This window comes from Mycobacterium sp. 852002-40037_SCH5390672, assembly GCF_001665875.1.
GTDB lineage: Bacteria > Actinomycetota > Actinomycetes > Mycobacteriales > Mycobacteriaceae > Mycobacterium.
The window spans coordinates 12268-27898 of sequence record NZ_LZTA01000072.1; the positions used below are offsets into that span (position 1 = coordinate 12268).

At 66.8% G+C, this 15631-nt stretch carries 18 protein-coding genes; 7 read left to right on the forward strand and 11 right to left on the reverse strand.

What is annotated here, in order from left to right:
* Positions 1-178: 178 nt before the first annotated feature.
* Both A5782_RS26175 and A5782_RS12640 read right to left on the reverse strand, forming a co-directional pair.
* Complete coding sequence (locus A5782_RS26175; protein WP_156623911.1) at positions 179-877, reverse strand: hypothetical protein; 699 nt, start codon at positions 875-877, stop codon at positions 179-181.
* A gap of 57 nt (positions 878-934) precedes the next feature.
* Positions 935-1723 carry a TIR domain-containing protein gene (locus tag A5782_RS12640; RefSeq protein ID WP_067100012.1) on the reverse strand — a complete coding sequence of 263 codons (789 nt, stop codon included), beginning with the start codon at positions 1721-1723 and terminating at the stop codon, positions 935-937.
* A 153-nt stretch (positions 1724-1876) separates the two neighbouring features.
* Between A5782_RS12640 and A5782_RS12645 the strand changes: the two genes are divergently transcribed.
* Positions 1877-2116 carry a hypothetical protein gene (locus A5782_RS12645; RefSeq protein ID WP_067100013.1) on the forward strand — a complete coding sequence of 80 codons (240 nt, stop codon included), beginning with the start codon at positions 1877-1879 and terminating at the stop codon, positions 2114-2116.
* A gap of 117 nt (positions 2117-2233) precedes the next feature.
* On the opposite strand, the gene A5782_RS12650 is transcribed toward A5782_RS12645, so the two are convergent.
* Positions 2234-2503, reverse strand: coding sequence for a hypothetical protein (locus tag A5782_RS12650; protein WP_156623912.1), 270 nt, complete (start codon positions 2501-2503; stop codon positions 2234-2236).
* Between the two features lie 306 nt (positions 2504-2809).
* Between A5782_RS12650 and A5782_RS12655 the strand changes: the two genes are divergently transcribed.
* Positions 2810-3205, forward strand: a complete 396-nt coding sequence (locus tag A5782_RS12655) for a hypothetical protein (RefSeq protein WP_156623913.1) — start codon at positions 2810-2812, stop codon at positions 3203-3205.
* 119 nt (positions 3206-3324) lie between these two features.
* Here the strand turns inward: A5782_RS12655 and A5782_RS12660 are convergent, their stop codons facing one another.
* The 3 genes from A5782_RS12660 to A5782_RS12670 all read right to left on the reverse strand — a co-directional run bounded on the left by A5782_RS12660 (position 3325) and on the right by A5782_RS12670 (position 6333).
* Positions 3325-3843 (reverse strand): hypothetical protein, encoded by a 519-nt coding sequence (locus A5782_RS12660; protein ID WP_067100019.1) that lies wholly within the window; start codon positions 3841-3843, stop codon positions 3325-3327.
* Positions 3840-4220, reverse strand: a complete 381-nt coding sequence (locus A5782_RS12665) for a hypothetical protein (protein ID WP_067100020.1) — start codon at positions 4218-4220, stop codon at positions 3840-3842. The genes A5782_RS12660 and A5782_RS12665 overlap by 4 nt, the downstream gene beginning before the upstream one ends.
* Positions 4221-4515: 295 nt before the next feature.
* Entirely contained in the window at positions 4516-6333 is a 1818-nt protein-coding gene (locus A5782_RS12670) for a hypothetical protein (RefSeq protein WP_197694208.1), read from the reverse strand.
* On the opposite strand from A5782_RS12670, the gene A5782_RS12675 reads away from it, so the two are divergent.
* A complete protein-coding gene (locus A5782_RS12675; RefSeq protein WP_156623914.1) occupies positions 6299-7243 on the forward strand; it encodes an NAD-dependent epimerase/dehydratase family protein in 945 nt (314 codons plus the stop codon). The genes A5782_RS12670 and A5782_RS12675 overlap by 35 nt on opposite strands.
* Here the strand turns inward: A5782_RS12675 and A5782_RS12680 are convergent.
* Genes A5782_RS12680 through A5782_RS12690 form a run of 3 tightly spaced genes read right to left on the reverse strand, consistent with a single transcriptional unit; the run spans position 7240 to position 9603 of the window.
* On the reverse strand, positions 7240-7581 hold the full coding sequence (locus A5782_RS12680; RefSeq protein WP_067100024.1) for a DUF2304 domain-containing protein: 342 nt from the start codon (positions 7579-7581) through the stop codon (positions 7240-7242). The genes A5782_RS12675 and A5782_RS12680 overlap by 4 nt on opposite strands.
* Before the next feature lie 13 nt (positions 7582-7594).
* Positions 7595-8299, reverse strand: a complete 705-nt coding sequence (locus tag A5782_RS12685; protein WP_067100026.1) for a glycosyltransferase family 2 protein — start codon at positions 8297-8299, stop codon at positions 7595-7597.
* A gap of 35 nt (positions 8300-8334) precedes the next feature.
* Positions 8335-9603 (reverse strand): hypothetical protein, encoded by a 1269-nt coding sequence (locus A5782_RS12690; RefSeq protein ID WP_067100028.1) that lies wholly within the window; start codon positions 9601-9603, stop codon positions 8335-8337.
* A gap of 128 nt (positions 9604-9731) precedes the next feature.
* Between A5782_RS12690 and A5782_RS12695 the strand changes: the two genes are divergently transcribed.
* Positions 9732-10802 carry a DUF475 domain-containing protein gene (locus A5782_RS12695; RefSeq protein ID WP_067100030.1) on the forward strand — a complete coding sequence of 357 codons (1071 nt, stop codon included), beginning with the start codon at positions 9732-9734 and terminating at the stop codon, positions 10800-10802.
* 10 nt (positions 10803-10812) lie between these two features.
* Here A5782_RS12695 and A5782_RS12700 read toward each other — a convergent pair whose 3' ends face one another.
* Both A5782_RS12700 and A5782_RS12705 read right to left on the reverse strand, forming a co-directional pair.
* Entirely contained in the window at positions 10813-11505 is a 693-nt protein-coding gene (locus A5782_RS12700) for a hypothetical protein (protein ID WP_067100032.1), read from the reverse strand.
* Between the two features lie 89 nt (positions 11506-11594).
* The gene (locus A5782_RS12705; RefSeq protein WP_067100034.1) at positions 11595-12083 is read right to left on the reverse strand and encodes an inorganic diphosphatase; all 489 of its coding nucleotides are present in this window, start codon (positions 12081-12083) and stop codon (positions 11595-11597) included.
* 122 nt (positions 12084-12205) lie between these two features.
* Between A5782_RS12705 and dacB the strand changes: the two genes are divergently transcribed.
* From dacB to tilS, 3 genes are read left to right on the forward strand one after another with little or no spacing between them, the layout of a single operon-like run.
* Positions 12206-13591, forward strand: a complete 1386-nt coding sequence (gene dacB / locus A5782_RS12710; protein ID WP_067100037.1) for a D-alanyl-D-alanine carboxypeptidase/D-alanyl-D-alanine-endopeptidase — start codon at positions 12206-12208, stop codon at positions 13589-13591.
* Positions 13588-14649, forward strand: a complete 1062-nt coding sequence (locus A5782_RS12715; RefSeq protein WP_067100040.1) for a zinc-dependent metalloprotease — start codon at positions 13588-13590, stop codon at positions 14647-14649. The genes dacB and A5782_RS12715 overlap by 4 nt, the downstream gene beginning before the upstream one ends.
* A complete protein-coding gene (gene tilS, locus A5782_RS12720; RefSeq protein WP_067100042.1) occupies positions 14628-15602 on the forward strand; it encodes a tRNA lysidine(34) synthetase TilS in 975 nt (324 codons plus the stop codon). Before A5782_RS12715 ends, tilS begins: the two co-directional genes overlap by 22 nt.
* Positions 15603-15631: the final 29 nt, after the last annotated feature.

A 15631-nucleotide genomic window follows, 5' to 3' on the forward strand; every position in this document is an offset into this window, starting at 1 on the left:
AATATGGCTGCGGAGACGCTTACCACCATCAAGCCGGTTGTGGTGCGGGCACTGAGGCCCTGCCATTGACCGGCCATAGCTCGCAGCTTATCGAGAACGACCTGCTGTTCAACGCCAAGATCACCACGGTCGCAACAGGTTCCGGAAGTATGCCCGTCGACAACACTTCGCAGGGTAACTAGCCGCGTCGAGAGGAGTGACGACGCCACAGTCGTGAGTGCAATGCTGGACCCTCGATTGGTCGATGCCTCTTCGGATCGTGCTCGTTCGACAAGACCCAACGTATTGCGTTGGCATCGATGCATTCAATCGTGATCTCGACGCGCATTGGCTTGTGTTCAGTGATGTGCGGTACCCACGTTTCGCCGGTCTCGTTCTTAAGTCCGATAAGAAAGTGGGCATCCATGCCGCCAGGCTGATCGAACCGAGGTACGTAGCGGAGAACCCGTTTTGGAATCGGATCAGCCAGCCGGAATTTTCCGGCGCCACGTGTAGCGACCTCAACGTCAACCAAAACGACCAACATGACCGCTTCGCGGCTCAAATTCGTAATGTTGACTCGGGCGCGGAGATGTTGGTTACCGGTAGCACCTGCGGCCGACCAATCAATCTGCACGAGACGTGCCTGCGCTAGCGCTTTTTCCGCGCTTTCCTGGTCGCGTCGTTGTCGATCTCGGGTGGCAATGTGCAGTGCTGTTGACGCGGCGAAGATCGTGCCGACGGCGGAAAACCAGTTCGCCAATACGCTGGACTGGACATGGAGGTAGCGGCTTACGAGTACAGCCCCCAGCGCAAGGATCGCAGCAAGCGCAGCCATCCGCACGGCTCGCAATCGCCAACCTGCGGTGATCGCAACTTTGACAAGTTGTCGCAGCACTGCATTCCACCTCATAAGCGTCACAGTTTTGCGAATGCTCCACTGCCCGGACAAGGATCAGCGAAGCGCGGTTCGGTCGACGTCGAACCCGGCGTTTTCGAGTTCGTTGGCGAGTCCGATCCGCCACCCCCTGCCCGCGTCGAGTTCGATGCGCATGATGCCGTCAGTGTCTGTCGGTCGGTCAATACCGTGCTCGAACAGGAGCAGAACGCTTCGGCGCCCGAGAAGCCCGAAGAAATAACCGAGTTCGAGGATGACGTTCTGCCGGGCTCGCGGACGATCCTGGTCGTGGTCCGCTTCCTTCAATCGGCCGACATCGTCGCCGGTGGCGATCACGATCGCGAAAGCGGCGGTGCCGCCGATTCTTTCGAGTTTCTCGATGACCGTGTCGCTACCACTGGCCTGTTCATGGAGGATGACAGGTTCACGTTTGGTGAGGCCTTGCACCAGGCGGGCGACTGCCTCTTTCTGGCCGTCGTCGCGGCCGTGGACTATGAAGATCTCCGATCGCTCTACGCTGATGCCGCCCATCCTTTCCTCGGTGGTCTCCTGGTCGTCAAGGATTTCCACCTTCGTCTTTGCGGCCTTCAGGATGGCAATACCTTCCCGAACACCATCTCGTTGAGCCTCTGCGAATGCTCCTGGTGGAGTCCGCTCCGTCCACACGGAAAGCCCGTAGTTGATATCACGAAAATCGGTGACAAGCTGATCGCCATCGCCAACCGCGAACCGCAACACGACCTCGGCGGTGGCCCTCCACGTGTCGAAGTCGGCGGGGTTACCATTCTGTGCCGCAGTGATTTGCTCCTCGATCCTGAGAAGCTTCTGCGCGGTGGTGATCTTCATAGCAGGAGCATTTCAGCACGGGCCGGACGCCGTACACCACCGGTACGCCCAGGCGTGTCCGCATGAGGGGCGCCCCGAGGGAGAGCGAACGGGGCGCCTAATTGTTCAGACGCGGACGATCGCGAGCTGGTTCCGTGGCGTTATCCTGCTCGCGTGGTAGATCCGACCGCCGACGAGATCAATGAGTGGCTGGATTCCGAGGAGATCAAACCCGCCGACGCGCGGGACGCGACGCATTGGCGGCGTATCCGTGCCGCCGTAACCAGCAACGCCGGCCACGCCGAACTAGAGGCCGCGGTCGCGGCGGCACGGGATGCAGGCGACTCGTGGGCGATGATCGGCGCCGCGTTGGGCATTAGCCGCCAGGCCGCGGAAAAGCGGTACGGCTGTTGACTCAGGGTGTGACAGCGGGGCGCCAGGTGCCGTCGTCGCGGCAGACGAATCCTGCGGCAGCCAGCAGATTTTCGGCATACCTCCGCCGGATGAAGCGCGCTGCGCCGCTGAAATTGTTCACACTTGATCGGGCTTCTGCGATTGCAGCCAGCCGATAGCGGCAGCGACAGCTTTACCGACTCCCGGCACCGTGGCATTCGGCGCGTGCCCGCGCTTGTGCGTGGCGAGCGTCGCGGTGTCGCTGTCGTCGTAGTACACCTCGACCTGGTGCATCCCCCGGTTGAACAAATCCTTCGGCTTATCGGGGTCGGCCATGAGTTGCCACTTGGGGTCCTGAGCGTCGGCGACGTCGCGAATCTCCTGGCGGTCGGTGCGCGTGGTGTTCACGGCGCCCACCCTATCGACCCGCGGTCGTGGCTGCCTTCAGCTCTGAGAGAACGAGAGCCGGGTCGCTCCGAGGACTCGCCCGTGTGCGACGGCCGTGGGTCGAAGCTTCCGTTCTAAGAACGGAATCTTAATCCCCCACGACCGTCAGCAAACTAAATAAGAGCCAGCTAGCAGGATCATAACTGCAGCTAAAATGGCGTATAGCTGCCGCCAAGATGTTGGCTACAGCAACCATCATGCGATAGGCTTTGGCCGCCGGGCGCAAGACCGCGCCACGGCGACTACGACCAGAGGATTGCAATGAAAGTGGACGAGTACGAGTGGGGCCCCGCTGAGGTTGGCTTCCCCGACTGGAGTGGCACCGCACAACTCGATCAGAAAATCACCGGAACCGAAAACGTCTACTCGCTCACCGGCATCGACTCTGAGAAGTGGCAAATCATCGGGCTCGACTTCGGGGCCGGTGAGTCGGGTCCGCATAACGTGCATATCATCGCTGTGCCGAGGTCGGAGTGGGGTCAAAGCCCCCCATCGGACCTATCGCATGTGAGAGCGGCAGACATTCAAATCCACAACGGCATCGACCCTTTTCACCTGCTTCGGCAGATCACGCACGTCCTGGACATGCGGTTCCGCATCCGCGCAGTCAAGGATTCGACTATCACCATCAACGAGCGTCTGGACGAGCCACCCCAGGATTAGATGAGGTGCGCCCCTCGTGAAGAGTCGAGGGGCGCACCCAATTTTCTTCGACGTAGACCTGTGCGGTCCGGTTCCGCTCAGTTTGGTGCCGCCGTGAAATCGTCATCCGGCGCGACTGCTCAGATCTCGTTGGCCTCGATCTCGCCGGGATCGATGACATATTCGTCCTCGCTTTGGCCCGACTCGTCCAGCCGTACCTTGTTGAAGTGCGCAAGGAGACGGTCAGGATGGACGGTGGTCGTCCAGAGCTTGCCGTTGGGCCATCGGTCGCGAAACCACTCGGCCACGAATCTGTTTGACGTCCACGCCATTCGATTGGGGTCCACACCGCCGCGGTAGAGGGTGACATGCGCGGGAGGTTCAGCCGGTTCGCCGTTCTCGATGTAGCCGACTTCCCGGAACCAGTCCACCCACTGCTCTCGTTCGAGGGCTTCTTCGGGGAACTCGCACATCACCCACGCGTCTGTCAGGGCGCGGGCAAGGTCATCGCGGTTAAGGGACCAGGCCACTTCGACCAAGACGCCCGGCAAGTGGTTCCGTGGCAGATTCTTTGTGAGCTGGTCCCAGTCCTCGACGCCGTCGTTGTAGATGGCGTCGAGCGCTTGGTCATACGTCAGAATGAGGTTAGCAGTGCTCACGGGCGCGACCAGAGGTCAAGCTCGTCGGCGGCGGCCTGGAGCGCATCGGCGAACACGAAGCCTTCCGCGGCCAACTCCGGGTCCGTGATGCTCTCGATCTCGGCGATGTTGTGCAGGCTGGGGGCGTGCCGCCGCGCGGCCGCCGCATCGAAACCGGCGCTCTCGGACAGGTCGTCGAGCGGCGCCACCGTCAGCCACCGGTGAGCCACCATCCCGTCGGCGCATTGCTGGCCGACGATGTCGACGCTGCAGCCGGCCGCGGTGCGGCTGGTGCCGTCGAACACCTGCACCAGGCGCCCGTCATTGCCAGGTAACCATTCGCCGACACGGGTCGCATCACGTGGCACAGGAACATTGAGGCCGAAACCAGCGGTCATTGCGTGGGGTGTCCTTCCCGGATTAAGGGGACGGTTGTTTATAGCCCGAAGGACCGGAACTTGTCCGCCGAACGGCGTCAACGGGCGGAGGCCGCGGCGAATGGTCATCACTTTCCTGATACAAACGCCCGCGGATGGACCTAGATTCACGGGGACGTCTATACACGTGATAAGTCGAACCAAATTGGGCGACAACACATTTGCGGACATTTATGGACGCGCGCGGATGGACGAATATATGAATAGGTCGGGGGTTCGATTCCCCCAGGCGGCTCCATCTTGTCAGCGGGCGCGTTCAGGCCGGGGTCAAAAAGCCCACCGGGCCCGACGCGATGCATAACGCCAGCGCGGCGGTGTTGGCCCGCACCGTGATTGCGTCCCCGGCACCCGGCAGCCGGGCGAAGACCCGGTTGAGTCCTGGATGCACCGGCACCTTGACGTCGGGTCCTTGCGTCATCGACAACGTCATCGAGCCGTCGCTGTTGGCCAGGTAGTTCAGTTCGACCGTCCAGTCGGCGGGTAGCAGCGGGCCGTCGAGGAGCAGGCGCGCCGGTTTGTCCGGCTGGGCGAAATAGCCGCACCGCGGCATCGGCCCGGGCGCGATGGTCCGAACCCAGGTCACCCGCGCGTTGATCAGCCGGCCCGAACTGTCGATCATACGCAATTGCGTTGTCGCAGGCGCGAATTCGGGTCTGTCCCGGAGCAGGGCGAACAGGTGGCCGGCCAGATTCTCCGGTGCGGCGACCCGCTGCAGCACGAACGGATCGACCTCCTGATCCAGCAGCGGCGCGTCCGAGGCCGCGTGGGCGGCGGCCAGCGAAGCCCGGGCGTTCTGCAGGTAGGGCTGGGCGGGGTTGTCGCGCCAGCTGGTCAGGAACGTCGCCGTCGAGTACAGGCTGCTGACCGCGAACAGCGTGGCCACCCCCACGGTCACCGCGGTGCGTTTCGCCGAAGCGTCGAGCCAGTGCGGTCCCGCCTGCCGGTTGGGGGCGCTCAATGCCACCGCGGCCAGCAGCGCCAGCACCACCACCAGATCCGGCAGGTAGCGCAGCGTCTGCGCGAGCTCCAGCGCGGTCTGCTTGGACGAGCGCATCAGATAGATCGGCACCTGACAGGCCACGGCATAGCCGACGGCGGTCAACCACACCGGCCCGATGCGCTCCTTGCGAACCAGCGACACCGCCAACGCCGCGGCCAGCACCAGCCAGCCCAACGCCATCACCGACGGCGGGGGCGTTGCCCACGGCGAGGCCGGCGCCCACCGGTCCCAGTGCCACGGCCCGCCGGCCAGCCCCGGCACGATGCCGTGGGTGACGGAGCGCACCAGCAGCTGACCCGTCATCGCCAGGTCGGAACTCCAGCGCTGCTGATTGACCACGGCCAGATACAGCGCAATCCAGGCGGCGGTGAGTGCCAGGGCGGCGATCCACAAGCGCAGCCCGGCCCGCCACACCGTCGCCAGTGCCGATCCCACACTTCGATCGCCGGTCACGTGGCAGAGCAGCGCGGCCACCGCGAACGCGACGAACGGAATCACCGCGGCCTTCTCGAAGAACAGCAGCCCGCCAAAGTAGACCAGCACCCCGGTCACCGCGTAGCGATGTTTGCCCGTGCGCACCAACAAGATGGCGTCGCCGCACACCCAGGCCAGCGCGGCCAGCATCGGCAGCGAGTTCAGCGCCGCGGCCCACCACGCGAATCCGGGCACGGCCAACGGCGTGAACAACGCGAACGTCAACGGGATCAGCAGCACCGGCCGCCAGCCCAGGATGACGTACAGCGCGCGCAACAGCGCGAGCGACGCCAGCAGTTGCAGCACCAGCAGGCTGACCGCCGGCCAGGTCCAGTCCAGTGGCGCCAACCGGATGATGGTGCCCGCGACCAGAAATGCCCCGGGCATGACATGTCCGTCGTGGTCGTCGAACAGGTACGACGGCGCCAGCAGGTTGTGGGTGCCGGCCTTGCCGATGAGGATCAGGTCGTCCCAGTAGAAGTAGCCACCGAACGCCAGCACCGCGCGCACCGCCAGCTGCACCGCGATGAGCGCGACGGCCACGGCCGCTATGTATGGTGGGCCGGTGCGTGCACTGGTTACCGGAGCAGCCGGATTCATCGGCTCGACGCTAGTCGACCGTCTGTTAGCCGACGGCCATGCGGTGGTGGGCCTGGACAACTTCGCCTCCGGCCGCGCGAGGAACCTCGAGCATCTGGCCGACAACCCGGCACACGTCTTCGTCGAGGCGGACATCGTGACCGCCGACCTGGAGGCCATTCTCGAAGAGCACCGGCCGGAGGTGGTGTTTCACCTGGCGGCGCAGATCGACGTGCGGCACTCGGTGGCCGACCCGCAGTTCGACGCCTCGGTCAACGTCATCGGCACGGTGCGGCTGGCCGAGGCCGCACGCCGGGCGCAGGTCCGCAAGATCGTGCACACCTCCTCGGGCGGATCCATCTACGGCACCCCACCGCGGTACCCCACTGCAGAGACCGTGCCCACCGACCCCGCATCGCCGTATGCGGCGGGCAAGGTGGCGGGCGAGATCTACCTGAACACCTTCCGCCACCTGTACGGCCTGGACTGCTCGCACATCGCCCCGGCCAATGTCTACGGCCCGCGCCAGGACCCGCACGGTGAAGCCGGCGTGGTGGCGATCTTCGCCCAGGCGCTGCTATCGGGTAAGCCCACCAAGGTTTTCGGCGACGGCAGCAACACCCGCGACTACGTCTTCGTCGACGACGTCGTGGACGCCTTCGTCAAGGCATCCGGGGACGCCGGCGGCGGGCAGCGCTTCAACGTCGGCACCGGTATCGAAACCTCGGACCGCCAACTGCATTCGGCGGTGGCGGCCGCCATCGGGGCGGCCGACGACCCGGAGTTCGCGCCGCCGCGTCTCGGCGACCTCAAGCGGTCCTGCCTCGACATTGGTTTGGCTGCAACGGTTTTGGGGTGGAAGCCGAAGGTCGAGCTCTCCGATGGGGTGGCCCGGACGGTGGAATACTTCCGCCAGGCGTCGAGGGCCTAGCCGGTTTCGGGTGCCTGGGCGGATTCCATCGCCACCGCCCGGGCCAGCCGCGCGTAGCGCAGCTCCAAGTCCTTGAACCGCATGTACGTGCTGAGCGTGGTGAAGCAGAACGCCATGATCAGGGCGTAGAGCATCAGGTCGGTGCCGCGACGCACCCCGAACCACTGCGCCACCACCGTGGTGTCATCGGGGCGCAGCACCGCATAGATGCCGCCCAGCACGAACACCACGTAGCCGACCTTGACCCAGGCCCGGGAGCGTGCGTTGCGGCGCGAGCGCAGCAGATAGAACAGCAGCGCGACGATCGATCCGATCAGCAGCACCTGAATCCAGTTCATCTTCCAACCTTTTTCATCTCGGAATCCTCCCTCGCAGGAACCCGTCGAAAATGATGTTGACACCGTTGAGCAGGGGTTGTCCCTTCGACCTGGAGTACTCGGTGTAGAGCACTTCGATCGGTTCTTCGGCGACGCGCCAATGGTTTTCGTCGATCAGCATGATGAATTCGTTGGCGTGGCTCATGCCGCTCATGGTGATGTTCAACCCGTCGGCGACCTTCTTATTGAATACCCGAAGCCCATTGTTGGTGTCGGTCAGGCCAAGCCGGCGGCCGCGCCGGCTCAACCGCGCGGCGGTCTGCAACACGATCCGTTTCACCAGCGGCGGCCGCGCACCCTGCTGCTGCGTGCCGAATCGGGTGCCGATGACGACGTCGACGTCACCGGCGCGCAACCGATCGACCATGGTCGCCAGGTCTTTGACGCGGTGCTGGCCGTCGGCGTCGAACGTGGCGAAGATCTGGGCCCCCGGCTGCCTGCGGGCGTACTCGACGCCGGTCTGGATGGCCGCACCCTGGCCGAGGTTGATCGGATGCCGCACCAGGTGAGCCCCGGCCCGCCGGGCGATCTCACCGGTGTCGTCGGAGCTGCCGTCGTCCACGCAGACGACATGGTCGAATACCGAGCGCACATCGGCGACCACCTCGCCGATGACAGCTGCTTCGTTGAAGGCGGGAATGACGACCCAGACGACCGAATAATGCGTTTCAGTACCCATCTAAGCCCACAAGGTACACGCCGGTGCAGGCCAGATCAGCCGGTAGAGCGCGCGGCGCGCGACAGCGCCACCAGATGGACCCCGATCCCCACCACCGGGCCGCACAGCAACCCGACCACGGTTCGGGTCTGCAGGGACAGCGGCAGCAACAGCAGCAATCCGGACGCGACTGTGGCGCTCACCCAGCCCAGCGAATAGGCCCGGTGCAGCGCCGCGGCCACCGCCGCCGCTCCGGTCAGCGTCAGCATGGCGATCGCCACCGCGGCCGCGGTCAGCCACGCCAGCAGGGCGCTGCTGGCGTGGTACTGCGGCCCGAAGGCAACTCGCAACAGCCACGGGCCCACCACGCCCGCGGCCAGTACCCCGACCGCGCCGACCGCCCCGACGATCCCGGCCGGGGCGAGCAGGGCGCGAACCCGATCGCTGCGCTCGTCGACGAAATGCGCAATCAGGTTGCCCTGCATGGCCGTCAGCGGCACCAGCAGTGGCGCGCGGGTCAGCGTGACGGCCAGGATGATCACCCCGCCCTGCGCGCCGAGCTCGGCGCTGGTCAGCTTCAGCAGCACCGGAAATCCCATCACCAGGATGGCGCTGGCGCCGGCCGCGGTGATCGAATGCGCCGCGCCCCGTAGGAAGGTCGCGGTGCCGCCCGGGGTCAGCAGGCGCGCGGTGGCCCTGGTCGCCGGGGAGGCCACCAGCAAGATCAGCCACGCGACCGCGCCCGCCACCGTCGCCCACAAGAAACCGACCAGGCGCCAGCCGAGCGCCACGGTGGCCGCGGCCACCAACACCCGGATAACGGCGTCGGTCACCATCAGCGCGCCGTAGCGGGTCCACTGGTTGGTGCCGGCCAGCATGCCCAGCAGGGTGGCGTGCACACAGAACCCGGCCAACCCGACGGACAGCAGTGCCACCGACAGCAGCCGCGCCTCGACGAACACCCGCCCGCTCCACAGCGGCGAGCTGCCCGCGATCAGGACGGCCGCTGCCACCCCGACCAGCATGGCGACCCGCATCGGATGGGTACGGGGCTCGCCGGGCACCGGCAGCGCGGCCAGGTCGCTGATATAAGGCGTCGAGCGGACTTCCCGGGTGGTTTCCTGCAGCAGGCCGTTGGCCGCGCCGGTGACCAGCCCGAAAGCCCCCCAGAACACCCCGAATATCGAAAAGCCGCTCGGCGCCAGGTCGCGAGCGGCCAGATAGATCACCGCGTAACCGCACAGCGCCGTCACTGCGGTGGCGGTGCCGACTCGGGCCATGCTGCCGCGCGCCACCGGCCCCTGCGAGGCACTGATCTCGGTCATCGGGGCGGCGGCGCTTTCGGCCGACTGCCCCGATCTATCGCCACAATTTGAAAATTCTATGCGGCCCGCAGCGATCGCTCGCCGCGACGATCCGGTTCGCTAGTGTGGGCGGCTGTCGGAAAGGATCCATGTCCGCTTTGCGCACCTTCGGGATCTCGCTGTTGGTCACCGCGGCGGCCCTCGGCCTCGGATATGCCTACGGCGGCTTCAAAGCTCTTTATCTGCTGCTGGTGCTCGCCGCCCTCGAGGTGTCGTTGTCGTTCGACAACGCCATCATCAACGCCTCGATCCTGAAACGGATGACCCGCTTCTGGCAGCGGATGTTCCTGACGATCGGGATCCTCGTCGCCGTGTTCGGCATGCGGCTGCTCTTCCCGCTGCTCATCGTGTGGGCGACCGCGGGACTCGACCCGGTGCGCGCGATGGAGTTGGCGCTGCATCCACCGCCGCACGGCGCGCTGGAGTTTCCGGACGGCTCGGCCAGCTACGAAAAGCTCGTCATCGCGGCCCACCCGCAGATCGCGGCGTTCGGTGGAATCTTCCTCTTGATGCTTTTCCTGGATTTCGTCTTCCATGACCGGGATATCAAGTGGCTCAAGTGGATTGAGATCCCGTTCGCACGCATCGGCCGGTTGGGGCAGGTGTCTCTGGTGGTGACCGGTCTGGTGCTGGTGCTGGTGGGCACGCGGTTGACGCATTCCGGCGACGAGGCGGCGACGGTCATGACCGCCGGGCTGCTGGGCATGGTGACCTACCTGGTGGTCAACGGGTTGAGCCGGGCGTTTAGGCCAGACACCGATACCGGCACGGCCGGTGCGGCGACCGGCTGGGCCGGCCTGACGCTGTTCCTCTACCTGGAAGTCCTGGACGCCGCCTTCTCATTCGACGGCGTCACCGGCGCGTTCGCCATCACCTCGGACCCCGTCGTCATCGCGCTGGGTCTGGGACTGGTGGGCTCGATGTTCGTCCGGTCGATCACCATCTACCTGGTCCGCCAGGAAGCGTTGGGCCGCTACGTGTACCTCGAACACGGCGCGCACTGGGCGATCGGTGCGCTGGCCGTGATCATGCTGGGCTCCATCGAGCCGCGGTTCGAGGTCCCCGAGGCGGTGACCGCCTCGGTGGGTGTGGTCTTCATCGCGGCGGCGCTGGGCTGGAGCATCCTGCGCAACCGCCGCGACGCCCGCGCTGAGGCCTGACGGGACGTCGCTAGGCCTCGATCTGCCCGGCGATGCGCCGTTCGATGGCCGCCAGGGTGGGTGCGGGAAGCACGATCAGGCCGTCGAGCTCTTTGGTCGCCCGCGCGTAGGCGTTCTGGCGTTCCTCACGCGTCGCCGCATCGTCGCGCGCCAGATGGAGCAGGTTCTGGGCGCGCGCCAGCCGCTGCTGGTCGTCCGCCGAGAAGTCGCTGCGCCGCCGGCGGGTGGCTTCGGCCTCGGCGATCTCGAACGCACTGAGGTACTCGTGGACGGCATCGCGGTAGTCCAGCAGCGCATCCCGGTTGCCCACCAGGGCGTCGGGCGGTTCTGGGCGCAGCAGGTCGGCACGCCGCTTCGCCTTGTGGAACGCGATGGTGAGGGGGTCGCGCATGTTGGTCATCATCGGGAAGTCCAGCAGCTTCGCGATGTCGACTTCATAGTCGAACCATCGGGCGTCGGTACGGTCGTGCGCGGCAACAAGCTTGGTGAGTTCTCGGCGGTCGTTTTCCTCGTTGGTCCGTCCCCGCCCGGTCGCCTCGGCCACCGCGATCTTGGTCTGCTGCTTCAACCGGTACCGCTCCATCCGGCGCTCGGCGCGACGCTCGTTGGCTGCGGCGATGGCCCGCAGCCCGCCGCCGATCGCGCCGCCCAGCGGAAAGACCAGCCACCAGAAATTCGCGGCGAAATGCAGCACCGGGGTCACATCGCCAGGATGCCACCGAGAATCCCGCGACGGCGCGGGCGCGGTTACGCCGAAAGCATCAACGCGCTCCTAATGCGCGCCGATGCGCGTTAGTGCCCTTGGGCCTTGAATCGCTCGACCGAACGCTGGATCTCCGCCTCGGCATCTTCACGGCCAACCCAGTCCGCGGCCTTGACGAACTTGCCCGGCTCCAGGTCCTTGTAGTGCACGAAGAAGTGCTTGATCACGTCCAGCTCGAACTCCGGAACATCCCCGATGTCCTGGATGTGGTCCCAGCGGTGATCACCGGCCGGCACGCACAAAACCTTGTCGTCGCCGCCCTTTTCGTCGGTCATCCGGAACATGCCCACCGGACGGGCCTCCACGATCACGCCGGGAAACACCGATTGCGGCAACAGCACCATGGCGTCCAGCGGGTCGCCGTCCTCGCCCAGGGTGTCCTCGATGAAGCCGTAGTCGGCGGGGTAGGCCATCGCGGTGTACAGGTAGCGGTCCAGACGTAGCCGTCCAGTCTCGTGGTCGACCTCGTACTTGTTCCGCTGGCCCTTTTGAATCTCGATGGTCACGTCGAATTCCACCGGGTCGGCTCCTTATCTGTGAGGAAGGCGTCTGTTTGGGCAGGCCAAATTTGCTCTGCTACACCCTAGTCGAGCGCATCGGCGCCGATTCGGCAGAATGGGTTCAGACAGTCAGGAGAGTCATGGCCCGTACTCGCTGGCAAAAATCCACCCCAGTGCTCATCGGGTTGGGCGTGCTGGCGTTTGTCGCCGCCGTCGTGGTGGCGGCAACGTTTTTCACAACCGCCGGACACGGCGCCAACGGCGCGCACGCCCCCATCCCGCCCCCGCACGCACCGGCGGTGAAGCCGGGCATGATCCCGGCGAGCGACACCGCCGAGCTACCCAGCGGACCCGGCGTGGCCGCCATGCTGGCCCCGGTGGCGGCCGACCCCAACCTGGGCCGGTTGGGTGGCCGGATCACCGACGCCATCACCGGAAAAGAGCTGTGGCAGGTGGCGGACGACATGCCGCTGGTGCCGGCGTCGACCAACAAGGTGCTGACGGCGGCCGCGGCATTGCTGACGCTGGACCGTCAGGCCCGGATCAGCACCCGCGTGGTGGCCGGCAGCCAAAACGCCCAGGGGCCCGTCGTGCTCGTGGGTGCGGGTGATCCTGCACTTTCGGCGGCACCGCCGGGCGTGGACACCTGGTATCGGGGGTCGGCACGGATCGGCGACCTCGTCGAACAGATCCGCCGCAGCGGCGTGACGCCGACCGCGGTGCAGGTGGACACCTCGGCGTTCAGCGGGCCGACGATGGCGCAGGGCTGGGACCTCGCTGACGTCGACAACGGCGACATCGCGCCGATCGAGTCGGTGATGATCGACGCCGGCCGCATCCAGCCCAGCACGGTCAACTCGCGGCGGTCCCGTACCCCGGCGCTGGATGCCGGCCGGGAGCTGGCGAAGGCGCTGGGACTGGACCCCAACGCGGTGACGATCGCCACCGCACCGTCGGGAGCGCGGCAGTTGGCGGTCGTGCAATCGGCACCGCTGGTGCAGCGCCTCTCCGAGATGATGGACCACTCCGACAACGTGCTGGCCGAAAGCATTGCCCGCGAGGTGGCGGCCGCGATCAACCGGCCGCGCAGCTTCGCCGGGGCCGCCGACGCGGTGACCAACCGCTTGACCACCGCCCACGTCGACACCGGGGGCGTGGCGCTGCTGGATTCCAGTGGGCTCTCGGTCGACGACCGGCTGACGGCCAAGACGCTCGACGGTGTGCTGCAGGCCGCCGCCGGGCCCGACCAGCCGTCGCTACGGGCGCTGCTGGATCTGCTCCCGATCGCGGCCGGCAGCGGGACGCTGGGCGATCGCTTCATCGACGCCTCCACGGCGCAGGGCCCCGCGGGCTGGCTGCGGGCCAAAACGGGCTCGCTGACCGGCACCAATGCGTTGGCCGGCGTACTCACCGACCGCAGTGGCCGGGTGCTCACCTTCGCGTTCATTTCCAACGATGCCGGCCCGAACGGCCGCAACGTGATGGACGCGTTGGCGACCCGGCTCTGGTCCTGCGGGTGCTCATGACGCCGGCGCCGGACCTGACGCTGGGCACCGCCGTCGACTGGCGGTTCGCGGCCACGGTCGGTCGGCGGCTGGCCCGGCCGGGGCCGCCGTCCAGCGACTACACCCGCCGCCAGGTGATCGACGAGCTCGCCACCGCGTCCGTCAAAGCCGAACCCTTGGTGCGTGACGTCACCGGACTGATCACCAACGGCACGGTGCCCGCCGCCCGCATCGTGGACCGCCCGGATTGGATTGGCGCGGCCACCGAGTCGATGCGGGTGATGATGAACGGCACCGAGAAACCGCGCGGGTTTTTCACCGGTCGCGTCACCGGTGCGCAGACGGGCGCCGTCCTGGCCTACGTGTCCTCGGGGATTCTCGGCCAATACGACCCGTTCGCCGCCAATCAGGGGGCCAAAACCGGCTGCCTGCTGCTGGTGTATCCGAACGTGATCGCCGTCGAGCGGCAGCTTCGGATCGAGCCGTCCGATTTCCGGCTGTGGGTGTGCCTGCATGAGGTCACTCATCGAGTGCAGTTCACCGCCAACCCGTGGCTGCCCGATTACATGTCGCAGGCGCTGGGGCTGTTGACCCGCGACACCGGCGAGGACTTGGGTCGGGTGATCGGCCGGCTCGCCGATTACGCGCGCAACCGGGGCAACGGGGCGTCGGAGCCCGACGCCAACTCGTCGGGGATTCTCGGTCTGGTGCGTGCGGTGCAGTCCGAACCCCAGCGGCAGGCGCTGGACCAGTTGCTGGTGCTGGGCACCCTGCTGGAGGGACACGCCGACCACGTCATGGATGCCGTCGGACCGATGGCCGTGCCGTCGGTGGCCACCATCCGCCGCCGGTTCGACGAGCGGCGCCACCGCAAGCAGCCGCCACTGCAGCGGTTGTTGCGCGCACTGCTTGGGCTCGACGCCAAGCTCAGCCAGTACACCCGCGGCAAGGCGTTCGTCGACCACGTGGTCGGCCAGGTGGGCATGGCGCGGTTCAACGCCATCTGGACCGGCCCCGAAACGCTGCCGCTGCCCATCGAGATCGAAGAACCCCAGCGGTGGATCGACAGAGTGCTGTAGGCCAGCTGCGCGCGGCGGTCGAGGCGTTCATCAAGACCCACCTCGCCGCCGTCGAACAGTGGTGCGTGGCGCTGTCCGGCGGCCCGGATTCCTTGGCGCTCACCGCGGTGGCGGCCCAGCTGCGGCCCACCACGGCGGTGGTCGTCGACCATGGCCTGCAACCCAACTCGGCAGCCGTCGCCGACACCGCCCGGACCCAGGCCATCGCGTTGGGATGCGTTGGGGCTCAAGTGGTCCGGGTGCAGGTGGGCAACCAGGGCGGTCCCGAGGCGGCGGCGCGCTCCGCTCGCTACGCCGCGTTGAGCGCCTATCACGCCGGGCCGGTGCTGCTGGGCCACACGCTCGACGACCAGGCCGAGACGGTGTTGCTGGGGCTGGGCCGCGGATCCGGGGTGCGCTCGATCGCCGGGATGCGTCCCTACGATCCGCCGTGGTGCCGGCCGTTGCTGGAGGTGCGGCGGGCCGTGACGCACGCCGCGTGCCGGGAGCTGAGCCTGACCCCCTGGCAGGATCCGCACAACACCGACCACCGCTTCACCCGGCCCCGGCTGCGCACCGAGGTGCTGCCGCTGCTGGAAGACGCGCTCGGTGGCGGCGTGGCCGAGGCGCTGGCCCGCACCGCGACGGCGTTGCGCGAGGACTCCGAGCTGATCGACACGCTGGCCGCGCGGGCGCTGCCCGAGGCCAAGGCGGACACCGGGCTACGCGTGCAGGCATTGGCGACGCTGGACGCCCCGGTCCGGCGTCGGGTGATCCGGGCCTGGCTGTTGGCGGGCGGCGCGACGGGCCTGACCGACAAGCAAATCCGGTCGGTGGACATCCTGGTCACCGACTGGCATGGGCAGGGCGGCGTGGCGGTGGGGTCGTCGGCGCCGGACGAGCGGTTGTTCGCGGGCCGCCGCGACGGCGTGTTGACGCTGTGGCGCGAGCCGGTCGGCAAGCCGAGCCGTTAGCCGCAATATCGGGGCTGCCGTTGGTTATT